Below are 20,313 nucleotides of genomic sequence, written 5' to 3' on the forward strand. Positions count from 1 at the left end.
TAGGTGGCAAAAATAAAAAACTTTATTTTAAAACCGATTTTTACTCTAAAAATGTGATGGTAATTTACATAAAATTCATTGAAAGCCTTTAATTTTACATCCAATTAAATGTTAACGACCTTATTTTGAGCCACAAAGAGAATGCTAAGCCTGCTAAGATTATTATTTTTGCTTCAGGCTCTGGCACCAATGCCGAAAATATCATCAAATTTTTCCAAAAATCCAAGAATGCTGAAGTTGCAGCCGTTCTTTCTAACCGCAGATCTGCAGGTGCATTAAAAAAAGCACATGATCTAAATGTAAAGGCACTTTTATTCGACAGGGAAGCTCTTTATCATACTAATGATGTATTGAATATTTTAAAGGATATGGATCCGGATCTAATTGTTCTTGCCGGTTTTCTCTGGTTATTTCCTTCTAATATTATCCAGGCTTTCCCTAATAAGATCATTAATATTCACCCTGCCCTTTTGCCTAAATATGGAGGAAAGGGGATGTACGGCTCAAAAGTGCACGAAAGTGTAATTTCTGAAAAGGAAAAGGAAAGTGGCATTACCATTCATTATGTAAATGAGAAATATGATGAAGGCCAGACCATATTCCAGGCGACAACACCAATAGATGATAATGATACTCCGGAAACCCTCGCCAGTAAAATCCATGAACTGGAATACAGGCATTTCCCCGAGGTGATTCAGCAACTCCTAGAAAAGAAAAATTAGTGCATACCCCCGAAGTTCATATTTACACCGATGGCGCAGCAAGAGGCAACCCGGGACCAGGAGGTTTTGGGATTGTGATGGAGTGGGTTGGAAAACCTTATAAAAAAGAATTTGCTCAGGGATTTAAACTTACCACCAATAACCGAATGGAATTAATGGCTGTAATTGTGGCCATAAGCAAACTTAAAAATCCCGGTACACAAGCTACGGTATTCACAGATTCAAAGTATGTTGCAGATGCTGTGAACAAAGGTTGGGTATTTGGTTGGGAGAAAAAGAACTTTGTAAATCGAAAGAACAGCGACCTCTGGAAAGCATTTTTAAAAGTTTACCGCAGACATAAGGTGAAATTTCAATGGATAAAGGGTCATAACGACCATCCGCAAAATGAACGCTGCGACGCTTTAGCAGTAATAGCTTCCAAAGGAAAGAACCTTCTTGAAGATACCGGTTACAAAGCTTAACAAATCGAAGCTAAATTGAGGTTTACACCTTGAAAAACAAACTGTATATTTGCAGCGTCATTTTAAAACCTATTATGAGCAAATTACTTATTGTTGGAACCGTCGCGTTCGATGCTATTGAAACTCCTTTTGGAAAAACTGACAAGATCCTGGGTGGTGCTGCTACCTACATAGGGCTTTCAGCTTCAAATTTTGAAGTTGAAAGTGCCGTGGTTTCTGTTGTTGGAGAAGATTTTCCGCAGGAATATCTTGATCTACTAAAGAAAAATAACATCAATATTGAAGGTGTGGAAGTTGTAAAAGGAGGAAAAACTTTCTTCTGGAGCGGTAAATACCACAACGATCTTAATACAAGAGACACTCTTGATACTCAACTTAATGTGCTTGCAGATTTTAATCCTGTAGTACCAGAAACTCACAAAGATGCTGAGTTCGTAATGCTTGGAAACCTACATCCACTAGTACAGCTAAGTGTTCTGGAACAGGTGAAAAACCCAAAACTAGTAGTATTGGATACTATGAATTTCTGGATGGACAATGCTTTGGAAGACCTGATGAAGGTGATTGAGAAAGTGAATGTGATCACGATAAATGATGAAGAGGCAAGACAACTTTCAGGAGAATATTCTCTGGTAAAAGCTGCCAGAAAGATTGAACAAATGGGACCCAAATATGTAGTGATCAAAAAAGGAGAACATGGAGCCCTTTTATTCCATAAAGAGCAGATCTTCTTTGCGCCGGCCTTACCGCTGGAAGAAGTATTTGATCCTACCGGAGCTGGAGACACTTTTGCAGGAGGCTTTATTGGTTATCTTGCCAGAACAAACGACGTCTCCTTTGAAAATATGAAAAGTGCCATTATATATGGTTCTAATCTTGCTTCCTTCTGTGTTGAAAAATTCGGGACAGAGAGGATGCAAAGCCTTACCGGCAGCCAAATGAACGAAAGGCTTAACGAGTTTAAGAAATTAACTCAATTCGAAACACAACTGGATTAATTTTATGCCCTGTAATTTCAGGGCTTTTTTTATGACAAACACAACAAAATTCCAAAAGGAAACTAAGTTATGAGTGATGCTTTAAAACACGAATGCGGAATTGCCCATATAAGGCTTCTAAAACCTCTGGATTATTATAAAGAGAAATATGGGACTGCATTTTACGGGGTGAATAAAATGTACCTGATGATGGAAAAACAGCATAACCGGGGGCAGGATGGCGCCGGTTTTGCAAGCATCAAACTCAATACCATCCCTGGCGAACGTTATATTAGCCGGGTACGATCAAATAAGGCACAACCTATTCAGGATATTTTTGAGCAGATCAATCAAAGGATCAATGATGAAATAAAAGAAAATCCGGAATATGCCGACGACACCGACCTTCAGAAAAGATATATTCCATATCTGGGCGAGGTATTCCTTGGACATGTTAGGTACGGCACCTTTGGCAAGAACAGCATCGAAAGTGTACATCCTTTTCTTAGACAGAATAACTGGATGCACAGGAATCTAATCGTTGCCGGTAACTTCAACATGACCAACGTAAACAAGCTCTTCAATAATCTTGTTGAACTGGGACAGCATCCAAAAGAACGAGCTGATACGGTTACCGTCATGGAAAAGATTGGTCATTTTCTAGATGATGAGGTAAGAAAACTTTATAAAAAATTAAAAAAGGAAGGCTATTCTAAGGTACAAGCATCTCCCATTATCGCAGAAAAATTAAATGTTGCCAAGATCTTGAGGAAATCTTCCAAAAACTGGGATGGTGGTTACGCAATGGCCGGATTGATTGGTCATGGTGATTCATTCGTTTTACGTGATCCTGCAGGAATAAGACCAGCCTATTATTATAAGGATGATGAGATCGTTGTAGTGGCTTCGGAAAGACCAGTGATCCAAACAGTTTTTAACGTAGACTTCAATGATGTGCATGAATTACCTCCTGGGAATGCAATCATCACAAAAAAGAATGGTGAGGTTTCGATCAAAGAAATAATCGAACCATTGGAAAGAAAGGCTTGTTCTTTCGAAAGAATCTATTTTTCCAGAGGAAGCGATGCAGAGATCTACCAGGAAAGAAAAATGCTAGGTAGACTTTTAATGCCAGACGTTTTAAAGTCTATAGAACATGATACATTAAAAACCGTCTTCTCATTTATTCCGAATACTGCTGAAACATCTTTCTACGGCATGGTGGAGGCAGCCCAGGATGAACTAAACAAACAAAAGAACGAAGCTATACTCGAGGAAAAGGAGACTTTAACCGATGCAAGGCTTCAGGAAATACTTTCACATCGATTAAGAACTGAAAAGATCGCTATAAAAGATGTGAAGCTCAGAACCTTTATTACCGAGGACAGCAGCCGTGATGATCTGGTCGCCCACGTATATGATGTTACTTATGGCGTTGTAAAGACAGATGATAACCTAGTCATTATAGATGATAGTATTGTGAGAGGTACAACTCTTAAGAAGAGTATCATAAAAATGATGGACCGGTTAAAACCGAAAAAGATCGTGGTAGTTTCATCTGCTCCTCAAATTAGATATCCAGATTGTTATGGTATAGATATGGCTAGACTGGAAGATCTAGTGGCTTTTAGAGCGGCCCTGGAACTATTGAAGGATGAAGGGAAATATGAAATCGTAGAAAAGGTATATAATAAATGTAAACAACAGGTAGACCTGGATGATCGTGAAGTTCAAAACTTTGTTAAGGAAATATACGATCCGTTTACAGACCAGGAAATATCTGATAAGATCTCTGAGCTTCTTTGTGATAAAGATGTAAATGCAGAAGTAAAAGTGATCTACCAGACCGTGGAAAACCTGCATAAGGCCTGTCCGAAAAATCTTGGAGACTGGTACTTTACCGGAGATTATCCAACCGCAGGGGGGAACAGGGTTGTGAATCGTGCATTTATGAACTTTTTCGAAGGCAAAAAAGATAGAGCTTATTAAAAAGCTGCCATTTAGCTAATAATCATGCATTTCATCTATTATTCTTTGTGCATGAAACAATTCTATCTACTTTAGTATCACCATAACATAAGTAGGTTAAGTTCATGGTAGATTTGGGGCAAAAAAAGGTGGATCTAATCCGCCTTTTTTTATTTAATCTAAGCAGAGAATTTAGTTGAAAATTATTACTAATTTTACCACACTGCGCTGTATATCATCTATTTAACTATTTAAATAGCATTTCATCTAAAACATTTAATTCAGAGTAATATTCTTTTTATCTTTAATATACCATAGCATAAGTAGGTTAAGTTCATGGTAGATTTGGGGCAAAAAAAGGTGGAATTCATTCCGCCTTTTTTTATGCAGTAAATTCAGCAACTCGTCTTTAATAAATACCACAAAAAACTAATTTCCAGTATTTTAACTAGTATTTAGGTATTTCATCTAAAACCTAATTCTACCTGAAATATTCGTTTTATATTCACTATACCATAGCATAAGTAGGTTAAGTTCATGGTAGATTTGGGGCAAAGAAAGGTGGAATTCTATTCCGCCTTTTTTTATGGAGTAAATTCAGATCAACGCACCCATAAATCCTTAATAAGCTGCTTTTCAGTATTTTAACTAATATTTAAGTATTTCATCTAAAAACTATTTCCACCTGAAATATTCGTTTTATATTCACTATACCATAGCATAAGTAGGTTAAGTTCATGGTAGATTTGGGGCAAAGAAAGGTGGAATTCTATTCCGCCTTTTTTTATGGAGTAAATTCAGATCAACACACCCATAAATCCTTAATAAGCTGCTTTTCAGTATTTTAACTAGTATTTAGGTATTTCATCTAAAAACTATTTCCACCTGAAATATTCGTTTTATATTCACTATACCATAGCATAAGTAGGTTAAGTTCATGGTAGATTTGGGGCAAAGAAAGGTGGAATTCATTCCGCCTTTTTTTATGGAGTAAATTCAGATCAACGTAAAAAAAAGACCGCTTAATAGCGGTCTTTTCTATATCAATATAAATATGCTTTTAACTATTTCGCTTTAGCATAACGACTGGCAACTTCTTTCCAGTCTATCACATTAAAGAACGCATCAATATATTCCGGACGCTTATTTTGATAATTCAGGTAATAAGCATGTTCCCAAACATCGATCCCTAAAATTGGTGTTCCTCCACATCCAACTTCCGGCATGATTGGGTTATCCTGGTTTGGAGTAGAACAAACTTCTACTTTACCTCCGCTATGTACACATAGCCAGGCCCATCCAGATCCAAACTGACCTGCAGCTGCTTTAGAAAATTCTTCTTTAAAAGCCTCAAAGGAACCATATGCGCTATCTATAGCATCAGCAAGTTCACCTTCAGGTTTACCTCCCCCGTTCGGAGACATGATCTCCCAAAAAAGGCTGTGGTTATAAAAACCTCCACCATTATTACGAACAGCCTTGTTAGACATATCAAGATTCTTTAAGATATTCTCGATATTTTTTCCTTCCAGGTCTGTTCCCTCAATAGCGTCATTTAATTTCTTAGTGTAACCTGCGTGATGCTTACCATGGTGTATTTCCATAGTCTTAGCATCAATATTTGGTTCCAATGCATCAAAAGCATATTTTAATTTTGGTAACTCAAAAGCCATAATTATCTGATTTTTTTAGTGATTAGTACTTAAACTGATTCAAATTTAGCCATTAGCCTATTTAATGGAAATTATTTAGTGTTATAAAATACTTAAAAGGATTGTCCATGTGACTCTCATTTTTATTTTAAATTTAAACTTTCGTAATTCTGGCTAATCCCGCAAATATTCTTCTTTTTGAAAAACTCCTTTAATATTTATAATGCTTCTGCAGGTTCTGGTAAAACCTTTACCCTGGTAAAAGAATACCTCTCCCTTTTGTTTACATCTTCTAAAAAGGATCGCTATAAAAATATCCTTGCTATTACTTTTACCAACAAGGCGGTGGGGGAAATGAAAAAAAGGATCATAGATAGCCTGGCTGAATTTTCAAAACCGGGAAACGATCATGAAGAAAATGCCTTATTAAATATTATTTCTGAAGAGACCGGCCTTTCTCCTCAGGAACTTAGAATCAAATCTGCCGAAATACTAAAAAGCATTATTCATAATTATGCCGCTTTTGAGATCTCCACGATCGATGGATTTACTCACAGGGTTCTAAGAACCTTCGCCAGAGACCTGGGCATCCCCATGAATTTTGAAGTAGAACTAAGCGCTGATGAAGTTCTTTTGGAAGCCGTAGAAAGTTTAATAAACAGGGCAGGAAGCGATAAAAAATTAACTAAGGTTTTAATCGATTATACACTGTCTAAAACCGATGATGATAAAAGCTGGGACATTAGCCGCGACCTTTTCCAGATATCAAAATTGCTCATCAATGAAAATCATCAGAAATCAATTCAAACGCTGAAAGGCAAAACACTGGAAGATTTCGAGAAATTCGGAAGAAAATTGCATTCAGATATTAAAACTGCTGAAGAAACTTTAAAACTATCCTCAGAAACCTTTTTTGATCTTATCGAAAGTAGCGGGATTCAGGAATCAGATTTTAGCGGACAGTATGTACCAAAACATTTCAGAAAGTTACAATCTGGCGATGGGTCTGTAAATTTCAGTGCCAAATGGGCTGAAAATATAGAAGATCAGCCCTTATATCCTAAAAAAGCAAGTGAAGATGCAAAAAGAGCCCTGGATGGCAACCAGGATAAAATCGTAGAAATATTCAATACTGGTAAAAGAGCATATTTCCAGAAGGAATTTTTAGGTGAGATTAAAAAAAATCTCGTGCAATTATCACTGCTTAACGAGATCAACAGAGAAGTTGAGGCTATTAAAAAGGACCGAAACCTCGTTCTTATTTCAGAATTCAATCCAAAAATAAGTGAACAGGTAAAAGATCAGCCGGTTCCTTTTATATATGAGCGCCTGGGAGAGAGGTATGAGCATTATTTCATCGACGAATTCCAGGATACTTCCACCATGCAGTGGGAAAACCTTATTCCGTTGGTTGGTAACAAACTTGACTCTGCCGATGCTGCTGGTTTAACTATCGTTGGTGATGCCAAGCAAAGTATATATAGATGGCGTGGCGGAAGAGCCGAGCAACTTATTGACCTTAGCAACCTTAAAACTTTACCTTTTCAAACTCAACAGAAGGTTGTGAATCTACCAGATAACTTTAGAAGTGGTTCTGAAGTGGTTAATTTCAACAACAGTTTTTTCAGGTATGCCGCATCTATGCTCAATTATCCGGAATATTCAGAATTATTCGATAATTCAGCTCAAACCCCTAAGAAAGGGGATTATGGTTATGTGAATATAGAATTTATTCAGGCAGAGAACCGTGAAGAAGAGTTTGAGATTTACCCTCAAAAGATCCTTGAGATCATCAAAGACCTGGACCTAAAAGGCTTTAATCGAAAAGAGGTTTGTATTCTTACGCGAAGAAGGAGCGAAGGAATTGCGGTAGCTGAATATTTGAGTGAGAATTCCGTACCGGTGATTTCCTCGGAAACGCTTCTCCTATCACAATCCCCAGAAGTCAGGTTTATTGTAGACCTTTTGTTCTATTCCATGAACCCGGATGATGATAAGGCAAAATTGAGTATCTATGACTACCTGGCTGAAAAATTAGTTCCGGAGGAAGATATTCATAAAATACTGATTCAAAATTTATCTAAAAATGGAGCATCCTTTTTCGAATGGCTTAAAGACTATGATCTAGAATTTGACCTCACCCAGTTAAAAAAACTATCTCTTTACGAATCTGTTGAATACATTATTCGATCTTTTAACCTTGTTCAGGATTCTGACGCCTACATCCAATTCTTCCTGGATTTCGTTTTTGAAACGGCACAGAAAACTTCTAACGGACTCGGAGATTTTTTAGAAAAATGGGAGCAGAAAAAAGATAAACTAAGTATTGTGGTGCCTGAGGCTGATAATGCCGTGCAGATAATGACCATCCATAAATCTAAAGGACTGGAGTTTCCCGTAGTCATCTATCCTTTCGCAAATTCAGATCTTCAGGATACGCGAAATGATAATTTATGGCTGGACATCAATGATGAAAATATTCCCATCGCATACGTTAGCGCTTCCCAGAAAATGCTGAACTGGAATGAAAACGCTTCCTCTAAATTCCAGGATCTTATCTACAAAAATGAACTTGACACCTTAAATGTTTTATATGTAGCGTGCACCAGAGCCGCACAACAATTGTATATATTATCCAACCATAATGAGAAACCAAAAAAGTCTCCCAACGTTTCAGATATGCTGGCAGATTTTATAAGATCTGCAGGTAAATGGGATGACGGCCTTATATATGAATTTGGAAATCCAGAGAAAACCATAGCGTCTAAGCATTCTGAAAATTCAAGTATAGAGGCTTCAAAATACTATTCTTCGCCTACACAGAACCAGGCAGTGAATATCGTGACCCGTTCTGGTTCATTATGGGATTCTAAACAACAGGAAGCAATTGAAAAAGGGGAGATCGCCCATGAGATCCTGGCCAGGATCAATAAAAAGGAAGATCTTTACGCCTCTGTGGAGTGGGCTGTAAATAATGGGATTATTACTAAAGAATCCCGGGATGAAATTACCAGACTCATCAATAGTATCATCGAACATCCGGAACTTCAAAAATTCTTTTCTATGGAAGCAAAAAACCTGAATGAAAAGGAATTGATCACCACTTCGGGTAAAAGATTAAGACCAGACAGGTTAAATTTTGACGGTAATAAAGTTAGTATAATAGATTATAAGACTGGAGGATTTGTAGATACACATACCCAGCAGATTTTAGAATATGCTAACGCACTGCGTGATATGGGCTATTTAATTGAGAAATGTTTATTGATCTACACTAATAACCCAATTATCATTAAGAATGTATAAAAGAAGTTTAAATTTGTGAGTCGCGAGAAGGCAGAATATGGATGCCATGTAATCTTTTAGTTTACCAAAAGCCATAAAGTAAAACAGATGAAAATTATTCAAATATGTACGGAGACATAAAAGAGCATTTAGAAAAAGAGATTGAAGAAATAAAAGAAGCCGGACTTTATAAGAAAGAAAGGATCATTACGAGCCCACAGGATGCGGTAATCAAGATTGCTTCCGGGCAGGAAGTAATTAACTTCTGTGCCAATAACTACCTTGGACTATCTTCACATCCTGAGGTTATCAAGGCGGCGAAAGATACCCTTGATTCTCATGGGTTTGGTATGTCCAGTGTTCGTTTTATTTGCGGTACCCAGGATATTCATAAGGAACTGGAACAAAAGATTTCAGATTTCTACGGGACTGAGGACACTATCCTTTATGCTGCTTGTTTCGATGCAAACGGGGGTATTTTTGAACCATTATTAACTAAAGAGGATGCTATTATCTCAGATTCTCTTAACCACGCATCAATTATAGATGGGGTAAGACTTTGTAAGGCTGCACGTTATCGCTATCAGAATGGCGATATGGAAGACCTTGAAAAGCAATTAAAAGATGCAAACGAAAAGGGCGCCCGATACAAACTTATAGTAACCGATGGTGTATTCTCAATGGATGGCCTGGTTGCCCCATTGGATAAAATTTGTGACCTGGCAGATAAATATGATGCCATGGTAATGATAGACGAATGTCACGCTACCGGTTTCATTGGTGAGCAAGGAATCGGGACCCTTGAAGAAAAAGGAGTTTTGGGGAGGATCGATATTATTACCGGAACCCTTGGTAAAGCTCTTGGTGGGGCTATGGGTGGCTACACAACAGCTAAAAAAGAGATCATCGAGATTTTGAGACAAAGATCAAGACCATATTTGTTTTCAAATTCACTGGCACCAGCGATCGTGGGAGCATCTATCAAGGTATTTGATATGTTGAAAACAGATGACAGCCTAAGGAAGAAATTACAGGAAAACACCACTTATTTCAAAAAAGGAATCAAGGATGCCGGTTTTGAGATCATTGATGGTGAATCTGCAATTGTTCCGGTGATGCTTCATGACGCAAAACTTTCACAGGACATGGCAGATAAATTACTGGAAGAAGGAATTTATGTAATTGGGTTCTTTTATCCGGTAGTTCCAAAAGGAAAAGCAAGAATACGAGTGCAACTATCTGCAGCTCACAATAAAGAGCATTTAGACCAAGCAATTAATGCATTTAAAAAGGTTGGAAAAGAGTTAGGTGTTATTTAATTCTAAAAAAGAGCACTTAAAAGTCCTTAATTTATTATCAAAATAATTGATATTCAGATATTAAAATGATTATAAATCGCTCGGAAACGCTCTGCAATTAAGAAAACTTTATTATTTTTACCTTTGTTAATATACATTAAGCGTATACTTTTGTTCACAATTAACACTTAAAACTAAACTATTAAATATGAAACATCTTAGCAAAATTGTACTTGCCTCATTACTGATATTGGGCTTTACTTCGGTTAAGGCACAGGATGCTGACAACCCATGGGCAATTGGTATTGGTACCAATGCTGTCGATTTCTATCCTGTAGGGGAAGATGCTCCTCTTGGTGGTATGTTCGATGAATACTTCAATTCAGGAGATCACTGGAATGTGTTACCAGCTGTATCTAAACTTTCCGTTTCCAGATATATCGGAGCAGGATTTGTTGGGGAATTAAGCGGTACAATTAATCAAATCGAAAATTATGGTGATAGATCTGTGGGAGATCTTGCATACTATGCAGTTGACCTTAGTGCAGACTATAGCCTTAGAGCAATGCTAAATGGCGGATGGTTTGATCCGGTTGTTGGTATTGGTGGTGGTTACACCTGGATAGGTGACCAAGGTGGACAGGATATCGATAATGCTGATGCTGCTACTCTTAACGGAAAAGTTGGATTAAACTTCTGGTTCTCAGATAACGTTGCACTTTCTTTAGAGTCTAAGTATAAGCATGCTTTCGAACCTGAGAGCGCTAAACATTTCCAACATTCTGCTGGAATTAAATTCATGTTCGGTGGTAAAGATACTGACGGAGATGGAATCTATGATAAATATGATGAGTGTCCAGAGGAGCCAGGACTTGAAGAGTTCAACGGTTGTCCTGATACTGACGGTGACGGAATCGAAGATCGTCAGGATGCTTGTCCAGAAAAAGCTGGTTTAGCTGAATTTGATGGTTGTCCTGATACTGACGGTGACGGAATCGCAGATCCAGATGACGACTGTCCAGAAGAAGCTGGTCTTGCTGAACTAAACGGTTGTCCTGATGCTGATGGTGATGGTGTAAGAGATGGTGAAGATAACTGTCCAGACGAAGCTGGTCCTGCTGAAAACGACGGATGTCCTTGGCCTGATACTGATGGTGACGGAATCCTAGATAAAGATGATGACTGTCCAGAAGAAGCTGGTCCTGCTGCATCTAACGGATGTCCAGAGCCAACTGCTGAAGTAATTTCTGAATTGAACGAATATTCTAAAACTGTTCTTTTCGATCTTAACAAGGCGACTATCAGACCAGAATCTGAAGAGGCTTTACAATCTATCGTTGATATCATGAATGAGTATTCTACTACTATTTTCCACGTAGAAGGTCATACAGATAGCTCTGGTAGTGATGCTTACAACATGAAGCTTTCAAAAGAGCGTGCTGCATCTGTAGCTACTTGGTTAGAAGAGCATGGTGTACCTGCGAAGAGATTAACTTCTGAAGGTTACGGTGAAACTCAGCCAATTGCTACTAACAGTACAGCTGCTGGAAGACAAGAAAACAGACGTGTTGAAATTTCTCTAGATAAAGACAGAGAGATGAAAGACACTTCTAACGAAGAATAGTAATACGATTAGTATTTACTAATAATTCATACAAGAAAACGCTCCGCATTGCGGGGCGTTTTTTTATTTTAGGCGTATGGAATCATTTATACGCGAAGTATTACAGAAGCTTCAGAATTCTGATACTCCCCTTTCTGAAATTATATTCATTCTCCCAAGTAAAAGAGCTGGATCTTACCTAATAAAAGAACTGGCTACTATTTCAAAAAACACAATTTTTGCACCTAAGATCTATAGCGTGGAAGAATTCACTGAGGTAATTTCAGGTCTTCAATCCATAGATAACACCATTAGCCTTTTTGAGTTTTACAATGTCTATAAAGACCTCACCCCTAAAGAGGATATCGAGGATTTTGAAACATTCATCACCTGGGCCCAGAGCCTTATTCAGGATTTTAATGAGATAGACAGATACCTTATTGACCATAAACCTTTCTTTGATTATTTATCTGGCATTCAGGATTTGAAACACTGGTATGTTCAGGAAGAAAAAACAGACCTGGTAAAGAAATATCTTAAGTTCTGGAAAAAGCTTCCGGAGTATTATGAGGAATTATCTAAAAGGCTGGCAGCAAAAGATCAGGGTTATCAAGGTCTTATCTATCGTAAAGCCACAGAAAATATTCAACATTATATATCTGAGAATGACCAGAAACACGTTTTCATAGGCTTCAATGCTTTAAATGCAGCAGAACAAAAGATAATACAGGAATTACTGGAAAAACAACGAGCTGAGGTATTCTGGGATATGGATAAAATATTCTATGAAGACACTTCGCATGCTGCATCCATTTTTATACGTGACTACCTTAAAAACTGGGATTTTTATAAGGGTAATACTTACGAACATTTTACTGAAAACTATTCTCAGGAAAAGAATATAGAACTTATAGGTGTTCCCAAAAATATAGGGCAGGCAAAATACATTGGAGAGATCCTAACCGAACTTGATTCAAAACAACTGGAAAATACCGCAATCGTTCTGGGGGAAGAAGAATTGCTGTTGCCGGTACTTAATTCAATGCCCGCAGATATCCATGAGCTGAATATTACCATGGGGTTCCCTATAAAAAACGCCCCCATAAATTCTTTGTTTGAAAGCCTTTTTCAAATCCATATCAATAATAATAGTGAGTATTATTATAAAGAGATCATTTCTGTGATTAACCATCCTTCCATGAATCCTCTTTTGGGACCTGATGCCGAAAAACTAGTCTCTAGGATAAACTCAGAAAATTTGGTATATCTCAAATATGAAAAGATAGAATCTGCTTTTCCTGAAAACCTCAAAGAAATTATTAAGGCCTGTTTTGAGCCTAAAAAAGATTCGGTTTCAAAACTTATAGAAGCTTTTCATTCCATTATCCAGATCCTGAAAATTCATTTGAAGCAGGGAGAAGATAAAATACCTCTTGAACTTCTATATCATTTTCACGTGCTTTTCAATAAACTGGAAAGTCTGAATGGAAAATACCCGCACTTAAAAACGGTTAGATCCCTGTATAATTTCTACAAAGAACTTCTTGGCACTGAAACACTGGACTTTCAGGGAAAACCATTTAAGGGACTACAGCTTATGGGAATGCTGGAATCAAGAGCACTTGATTTTGAAACGGTCATCATTACTTCGCTAAACGAAGGAGTGCTTCCAGCTGGTAAATCTGATAATTCCTTTATTCCTTATGATCTAAAACAGGAATATAAACTGCCAACGTATCGGGAAAAAGATGCCGTATATACTTATCACTTTTACAGACTTCTGCAGAGAGCAAAAAATGTTTATTTGCTTTATAATACCGAGTCTGAGGGATTAAATTCCGGAGAAAAGAGCAGGTTCATAACCCAACTGGAGATCGAGAAACAAGCACAGCATCATTTAAAAAAGATCCTGGTGAGCCCAAAAGTTCCACAGATAAAGAATGAACTGAAAGAGGTCAAAAAAACGCCTGAAATGCTGGACCAGATAAAATCACTAGCCAGATCGGGATTTTCCCCCTCTGCCCTAACCACATATATTAGAAATCCTTTAGATTTTTATCATCAGTATGTTTTGGGAGTAAGAGACCAGGAAGAGGTAGAAGAAACGGTAGCCTTCAACACTTTGGGGACGGTAGTTCACAATGCCCTGGAAAACCTTTACAAGCCGTATGAAGGAAAATTTATTACAGAGGAGCTCATTCAAAATTTCATCAAACAGGCAGATCTACAGATTGCAAAGGAATTTTCAGAAACCTATAGCAAACTACCTCTTGAAAAAGGTAAGAACCTCCTCATATTTGAAGTAGCCAAGCGCTATTTACACAATTTTTTAAAATTCGAACTAAACAGATTAAAGACTGGGGAGGAGATCCAGATCATCCAGATAGAAAAAGATCTGAAAGTAGAACTTCCCATAGAAAATTTGCCTTTTTCAGTTTATCTTCGCGGCAAGGTAGACCGGTTTGAAAAATCGAACGGAATCCCCAGAATTATAGATTATAAAACTGGAAAAGTAGAATCCAGAAATCTAATCGTTGGCGATTGGAGTGAAATAACAAAAGATTATGACAATTACTCTAAAAGTTTTCAGGTTTTAACTTATGCGAGCTTGATTGCACTGGAGAAAGATCTTAAATTCCCCGCCGAAGCTGGTATTGTCTCTTTTAAGAATCTGAAATCGGGATTTTTAAAGTTTGAGAAGAAAGAAATTGGAACAAGAAAGAAAGATTCAATGATAACTGAAGAAACTTTAGAAGAGTTCCAAATTGAATTAAAAAAGTTAATTACGGAGATCTGCGATCCGGAGATCCCATTTGTTGAAAAAGAAATTAAGAAGAGTTATGGAAGTTTCTAAAGATTTAAACCTGGTAATTGAGGGGAAGCATGATAAGCCGATCGTGGCAGATCTTATCTTTAAAGATGATGGTAAACCAAAACCAATAGTTATATTTTGTCATGGCTATAAGGGTTTTAAAGACTGGGGCGCCTGGGATAAAATGGGAGAAAGAATTGCAGAAGAAGGTTTCTTTTTCATTAAATTCAATTTCAGTCATAATGGTACAGATCCAGATAATCTTACCGAATTTATGGATATCGAAGCTTTCGGAGATAACAACTATATCAAAGAACTGGATGACCTGCAATCTGTTTTAGACTGGATGCTTTTACCAGCCTTTAAATATGCCAAACAAATAAAGCCAGATGATATCAACCTCATTGGTCATTCCCGTGGTGGAGGCATCGTTGTAATTAAAGCTGCTGAAGATAAAAGGATAACGAAATTGATAACCCTAGCTTCCGTATCAGATTTTGGATCTCGCTTTCCTGAAGGAAAAAAGCTTGAAAAATGGGAAAAGAAGGGAGTGCAATACATTATAAACACCCGTACAGGCCAGCAATTACCTCATCACTACCAGTTTTATAAAAATTTCAAGGAAAACAAAGAGCGCCTTAATATAAAAAAGGCAGCCAAAAAATTACAGATCCCTCATTTAATCGCCCATGGTAGCAGCGATACCAGCGTATCTATAGGAGAAGCCGGTAATCTATTTGAATGGAGTCCGGCGCCCAAGTTATTGCTGGTAGAAAATGCAGACCATGTTTTTGGAACCTCCCATCCATGGAATGGTGAGGAACTTCCTAAAGAATTCAAACATGTGATAAATAAAAGTATAGATTTCCTGAAAACCGATTCTAAGGTTCTCTGGGATGAGTACGGTGATTCAAATGACGATTAGCATAACAAACCACTGTTTTCACAGTGGTTTTTTTTATTAAATCTAGCGGAAAATACTAGTACATTTTGTGAGAGTGAAAATAAAAAACCACCGCTAATAAACGGTGGTTTTCGTGGAGAATATCGGAGTCGAACCGATGACCTTTTGGCTGCCAGCCAAACGCTCTAGCCAGCTGAGCTAATCCCCCGACTGGAGGCAAATGTAACAATTTTTCCGAAATATGGAAATGTTTATTTTTCTGAAATTATATGATAAGAACAGCCGATATTAAAGACCTTCAGGAAATAAAATCCCTTACCGAAGATTGTGCACAGGCCATGATCCAAAAGAATATCTATCAATGGAACGAGCACTATCCTTCTCTGGAAAAACTGGAATCAGATATACTTAAAAAGGAGCTTTTCGTTCTCGAAGAAGGAGCGAAAATCATTGGTATCATCGTCAATACACCTGAAAAGGACGAGGAATACACTCCAATCAACTGGCTTAGTAAAACCGAAAATAACCTCTATATACACCGCCTGGCTACGCATCCTGATCATTGGGGTAAAGGTTACGCTCAAAAACTAATGGATTTTGCTGAAGATTATGCAAAACAGCAGAAATACGAATCTGTAAGACTGGATACCTTCAGTCAGAATCCCAGAAATCAGCGTTTTTATGAAGCCAGGGGATACCAGAGACTGGGTAATATCTATTTCCCGAAACAAAGTGAACATCCATTTTATTGTTATGAATTGCTTATTTAAGCCTTTGCATTCTATATTTGCCCAGCATTTGACGAGCCTTTGGAAAATTCAGTAAGTTTTAAGAATATAAATAAGATCGCAATTCCTGCAATTATCGCGGGAATAGCTGAACCACTTATCTCACTTACAGATATCGCGGTAATAGGGAATGTAGATGAAAATTCCATTGAAGCCCTTGCGGCGGCAGGTATCGTTGGCTCCTTTCTTTCTGCCATCATCTGGATCGTGGCTCAAACCAAAACCGCTATTTCTGCCATCGTTTCCCAACACCTTGGCGCGAACAGGCTGCATGCTGTAAAAACCCTGATCCCACAAGCTATCGCATTTAATTTTATTTTCAGCCTGGTCATTTATGCTACTACGGCGTTCTTTGCCAAAGCAATTTTTAGCGCCTATAATGCCGAAGGTCTTATTTTACAATATTCCGAAGATTATTACCAGATACGTGCCCTTGGATATCCTATAACCCTGGTCACATTCGCCATATTTGGGATTTTTAGAGGATTACAGAACACTTTGTGGGCCATGAAGTGTAGTTTGACCGGGGCAGCAGTAAACGTTGTACTGGATTATCTCCTGGTTTACGGGGTAGACGGACTCATACCTCCACTGCACCTTAAAGGTGCAGCTTATGCCAGTTTAGCGGCCCAGGGAACCATGTTAGTGATGGCGCTATGGTTCTTTTTCAAAAAAACTCCCTTTCATTTAAAACTGAGCTTCAATATAAATCCAAGAATGCGAGGCCTGCTTATCATGGCAGCCAATCTTTTTGTAAGAACGGCAGCCCTTAATTTCGCCATTTACCTGGCTAATGCCTATGCCACAGATTATGGTAAGAATTATATCGCTGCGCAGAGTATACTAATGAACATCTGGTTGTTTTTCAGCTTCTTCATTGATGGCTACGCCAACGCCGGGAATGCGATTGGAGGCAAATTACTGGGAGCTCATGATTACAAGAACTTATGGGAACTCAGCAAGAAAATAAGTAAATACGCCGTGATGATCGCACTTATTTTAATGAGTCTGTGTGCTATTTTATATGACCAGATAGGATTGCTTTTCAATAAAGAAGCAAGTGTACTGGCAATATTCTCGTCGGTATTTTGGATCGTTCTTTTAATGCAACCAGTGAATGCCATTGCTTTTATGTTCGATGGCATCTTTAAAGGCCTTGGAGAAGCAAAATATCTTAGAAATGTTTTACTTGTAGCTACCTTTTTAGGCTTTACTCCTGCCCTTTTAATTTCAGATCACTTCGGTTTGAAATTATATGGTATCTGGATCGCCTTTTTTGTCTGGATGCTTATTAGAAGTAGTACGCTGGTTATATATTTCAGAAGGAAATACTTGCAGAAGGACGTTTAGATTGTGTTAACCAAGCCTCTGCTTTCCCACAATATCCTTAACTTTGGTGAAAACCCTATTTTTTATGACAACCAGCCGCGAAAACGGAAGTTTATATACCAATATCAAAGATAAGATCGCTACTGTAGAATTTGGTCACCCGGCCAGCAATTCATTTCCCTCAGTTCTTTTAGACCGATTGGAAAAGGAAATCATTCAACTTTCAGATAACGACGATGTAAATATTATTCTGTTAAGGTCTGAAGGCGAAAAAGCCTTTTGTGCCGGTGCCTCTTTCAATGAACTTATCGAGATCAATGACCTTGAATCTGGAAGAAAGTTCTTCTCGGGATTTGCGAATGTGATCAACGCGATGCGTGAATGCAAAAAGCTCATCGTGGGAAGGGTTCAGGGGAAGACCGTTGGTGGCGGAGTAGGTTTAGCAGCTGCTTGTGATTATGCATTTGCAACAGATGCTGCGGCGATAAAATTATCTGAATTAAGTATAGGGATAGGGCCTTTTGTGATCGCTCCGGCTGTAGAAAGAAAAATAGGCGTTGGTGCTCTCGCCGAACTCAGCCTTGCGCCACACGAATGGAAAAACGCATACTGGGCTAAGGAAAAAGGTTTATATGCCCGGGTTTTTGAAACTATAAAAGCGATGGATAAAGAAGTAGAGATTTTCACGGAAAAACTGGCTTCTTATAATCCAGTAGCATTAATGCAGATGAAGAAAACCTTATGGAAAAATACAGATCATTGGGCACATACTCTATATGAAAATGCGGGAATATCAGGGGAACTGGTACTTTCTGAATTCACCAAGGAAGCACTTGCTAAATTTAAAAAATAGCGCTGCTTTTCCTTTTTCACGTTTAAAACCAAAACCATGATGCAGGAACATTTACCAAAAGATAAAGACCCAAGCGAAGTACAGGAATGGGGTTGGACTTTAAAAGAGTTCATCACCGAGAATTTCTGGTATTTACTGGCTATCCTGGTTTTGCTGGCATTATTCTTTTATGCCCGTCATCGCTGGAATGTAAGAAATTCACGAAAATATAAGAACTAATGGATCAGGACACCTGGGAAATTTTCAGCTTTTTAAGCGGCATGGGATTCTGGTTAATCCTGGCCATTATCCTCATCGGAGTTTTCGTTTACAAGAAATTCCGCAAATAATTTAGCGCGTCTTTAGCCAGCCCGTGATACTTAAGCGTGGAACCTTTACCGGTTTTACCTCGTGCTCGAGTTCCTGGCTTTCGAAGATCACCACACGACCAGGGAAAGGATACAGATTGATCGTTTTTTCTTCACCTTTTTCGTGGGTATAAATAGCTAGTTCTCCGCCGTTTTCAGGCGTCCAGTCTTCATTGTTCAGATAGCAAACCATGGATAATTTCCTTCTTCCGTCATTCTGAAAGGTATCTAAATGCCTCTTATAAAAAGTTTCCTCTGGATAAACCGCGTAATGAAACTCTTTATGCAGAATACCCATAAAACAGGTTCGGTTAAGATATGCAACCAGGGAATTGATCTTATTAAAATAGACATTCTCGGCAGGCCCCGCTTCAGCTTCGTTGATCCAGAGAATAAAATCTCCACGTACAGACTTTGCGATAACCTCGTTGGTACGATTCCCAATCGCAGCCTTTTTAAAATTATCTTCTTCATATTTTTCAAGCAAGGTAGAACGTAAAAGGTCAACCTCATCTGCGTTAAAAAAGTCATCTACCACACTGTACTTCTTTTCAAGAAGGTCAGTTATAATTCTCTCGTAAAGAGGATTTTCGGTAAATTCCAACTGCTCGAAGAGCTCGGATGCGTTTGCGATCATTAGCTACAAAAATTTGGCAAATGTAAATTATAATTCAATTCAAGAATGTTAAAAATTCAAGCTGAAAATTTCAATTATCTTTGCAGCAAAATCAGTTGAAATGAGCAACATTAGAATCACCAAACAATTCTCTTTTGAAACCGGTCACGCGCTTTATGGCTACGACGGGAAATGCCGCAATGTGCATGGTCACAGCTATAAATTGAGCGTTACCGTTATCGGAAAACCTATCACAGACACTGATAATGTGAAATTTGGGATGGTGATAGATTTTGGTGATCTCAAGAAGATCGTGAAGTCTGAAATTGTAGATCAATTCGACCACGCCACGGTTTTCAATAAGAATACCCCTCATATAGAACTTGCCGAAGAACTCAAGAGTCGGGGCCATCATGTAATACTTGTCGAGTACCAGCCAACCAGCGAGAATATGGTTATCGATTTTGCTCAAAAGATCATGAAGCATTTGCCTTCTCATATCCAGCTGCACTCCCTGAAGCTTCAGGAGACTGAAACGTCATTCGCCGAGTGGTACTCGAGCGATAATAATTAGGGCGCAACCCTTACGGGTCGGGCTATACGCTTTTAGTCCCGGTCGCTTTTTAGCGAACGGGAGCTAACCGCTGCTATCCCTTGCGCAATTCCCAAATTGTAGAAAACAACTTCAAATTGTT

Annotated in this window: 16 protein-coding genes and 1 tRNA gene; 14 read left to right on the forward strand and 3 right to left on the reverse strand. The window is 38.2% G+C overall.

Going from position 1 to position 20,313, the window contains the following annotated elements; genetic code table 11:
- Positions 1–125 precede the first annotated feature (125 nt).
- The 4 genes from purN to G3I01_RS04525 all read left to right on the forward strand — a co-directional run bounded on the left by purN (position 126) and on the right by G3I01_RS04525 (position 4,152).
- Positions 126–722 (forward strand): phosphoribosylglycinamide formyltransferase, encoded by a 597-nt coding sequence (purN, locus tag G3I01_RS04510; RefSeq protein WP_219551477.1) that lies wholly within the window; start codon positions 126–128, stop codon positions 720–722.
- The gene (rnhA, locus tag G3I01_RS04515) at positions 722–1,186 is read left to right on the forward strand and encodes a ribonuclease HI (protein WP_219551479.1); all 465 of its coding nucleotides are present in this window, start codon (positions 722–724) and stop codon (positions 1,184–1,186) included. Before purN ends, rnhA begins: the two co-directional genes overlap by 1 nt.
- Before the next feature lie 74 nt (positions 1,187–1,260).
- Positions 1,261–2,184, forward strand: coding sequence for a PfkB family carbohydrate kinase (locus G3I01_RS04520; RefSeq protein ID WP_219551481.1), 924 nt, complete (start codon positions 1,261–1,263; stop codon positions 2,182–2,184).
- A 69-nt stretch (positions 2,185–2,253) separates the two neighbouring features.
- Positions 2,254–4,152: an amidophosphoribosyltransferase gene (locus G3I01_RS04525; RefSeq protein ID WP_219551483.1), complete on the forward strand. Its 1,899-nt coding sequence runs from the start codon at positions 2,254–2,256 to the stop codon at positions 4,150–4,152.
- Positions 4,153–5,195: 1,043 nt separating this feature from the next.
- On the opposite strand, the gene G3I01_RS04530 is transcribed toward G3I01_RS04525, so the two are convergent.
- Positions 5,196–5,804 (reverse strand): superoxide dismutase, encoded by a 609-nt coding sequence (locus G3I01_RS04530; RefSeq protein WP_219551485.1) that lies wholly within the window; start codon positions 5,802–5,804, stop codon positions 5,196–5,198.
- Positions 5,805–5,981: 177 nt separating this feature from the next.
- Between G3I01_RS04530 and G3I01_RS04535 the strand changes: the two genes are divergently transcribed.
- The 5 genes from G3I01_RS04535 (at position 5,982) to G3I01_RS04555 (ending at position 15,706) form a co-directional block, all read left to right on the forward strand.
- Positions 5,982–9,089 (forward strand): UvrD-helicase domain-containing protein, encoded by a 3,108-nt coding sequence (locus tag G3I01_RS04535; protein WP_219551487.1) that lies wholly within the window; start codon positions 5,982–5,984, stop codon positions 9,087–9,089.
- 104 nt (positions 9,090–9,193) lie between these two features.
- Positions 9,194–10,387 (forward strand): glycine C-acetyltransferase, encoded by a 1,194-nt coding sequence (kbl, locus tag G3I01_RS04540; protein WP_219551489.1) that lies wholly within the window; start codon positions 9,194–9,196, stop codon positions 10,385–10,387.
- 187 nt (positions 10,388–10,574) lie between these two features.
- On the forward strand, positions 10,575–11,990 hold the full coding sequence (locus tag G3I01_RS04545; protein ID WP_219551491.1) for an OmpA family protein: 1,416 nt from the start codon (positions 10,575–10,577) through the stop codon (positions 11,988–11,990).
- Positions 11,991–12,066: 76 nt separating this feature from the next.
- Positions 12,067–14,823, forward strand: coding sequence for a PD-(D/E)XK nuclease family protein (locus tag G3I01_RS04550; RefSeq protein WP_219551493.1), 2,757 nt, complete (start codon positions 12,067–12,069; stop codon positions 14,821–14,823).
- The gene (locus tag G3I01_RS04555; RefSeq protein WP_219551495.1) at positions 14,810–15,706 is read left to right on the forward strand and encodes an alpha/beta fold hydrolase; all 897 of its coding nucleotides are present in this window, start codon (positions 14,810–14,812) and stop codon (positions 15,704–15,706) included. Before G3I01_RS04550 ends, G3I01_RS04555 begins: the two co-directional genes overlap by 14 nt.
- A gap of 113 nt (positions 15,707–15,819) precedes the next feature.
- Here G3I01_RS04555 and G3I01_RS04560 read toward each other — a convergent pair.
- Positions 15,820–15,893: transfer RNA gene (locus G3I01_RS04560), tRNA-Ala, on the reverse strand.
- A gap of 61 nt (positions 15,894–15,954) precedes the next feature.
- On the opposite strand from G3I01_RS04560, the gene G3I01_RS04565 reads away from it, so the two are divergent.
- From G3I01_RS04565 to G3I01_RS04580, 4 genes are all read left to right on the forward strand, one after another.
- Positions 15,955–16,455 (forward strand): GNAT family N-acetyltransferase, encoded by a 501-nt coding sequence (locus tag G3I01_RS04565; protein ID WP_219551497.1) that lies wholly within the window; start codon positions 15,955–15,957, stop codon positions 16,453–16,455.
- A 39-nt stretch (positions 16,456–16,494) separates the two neighbouring features.
- Complete coding sequence (locus tag G3I01_RS04570; protein WP_219551499.1) at positions 16,495–17,823, forward strand: MATE family efflux transporter; 1,329 nt, start codon at positions 16,495–16,497, stop codon at positions 17,821–17,823.
- Positions 17,824–17,887: 64 nt separating this feature from the next.
- Positions 17,888–18,655 carry an enoyl-CoA hydratase/isomerase family protein gene (locus G3I01_RS04575; RefSeq protein WP_219551501.1) on the forward strand — a complete coding sequence of 256 codons (768 nt, stop codon included), beginning with the start codon at positions 17,888–17,890 and terminating at the stop codon, positions 18,653–18,655.
- Positions 18,656–18,691: 36 nt separating this feature from the next.
- Complete coding sequence (locus G3I01_RS04580; RefSeq protein ID WP_219551503.1) at positions 18,692–18,874, forward strand: hypothetical protein; 183 nt, start codon at positions 18,692–18,694, stop codon at positions 18,872–18,874.
- 111 nt (positions 18,875–18,985) lie between these two features.
- Here the strand turns inward: G3I01_RS04580 and G3I01_RS04585 are convergent, their stop codons facing one another.
- Positions 18,986–19,639, reverse strand: coding sequence for a 2OG-Fe(II) oxygenase (locus G3I01_RS04585; protein WP_219551505.1), 654 nt, complete (start codon positions 19,637–19,639; stop codon positions 18,986–18,988).
- A gap of 100 nt (positions 19,640–19,739) precedes the next feature.
- Here G3I01_RS04585 and G3I01_RS04590 point away from each other — a divergent pair, with 100 nt between their 5' ends.
- Positions 19,740–20,192, forward strand: a complete 453-nt coding sequence (locus tag G3I01_RS04590) for a 6-carboxytetrahydropterin synthase (RefSeq protein WP_219551507.1) — start codon at positions 19,740–19,742, stop codon at positions 20,190–20,192.
- The last annotated feature ends 121 nt before the right edge of the window (positions 20,193–20,313 follow it).

The organism is Gramella sp. MT6 (genome assembly GCF_019357415.1).
Taxonomy (GTDB): domain Bacteria; phylum Bacteroidota; class Bacteroidia; order Flavobacteriales; family Flavobacteriaceae; genus Christiangramia.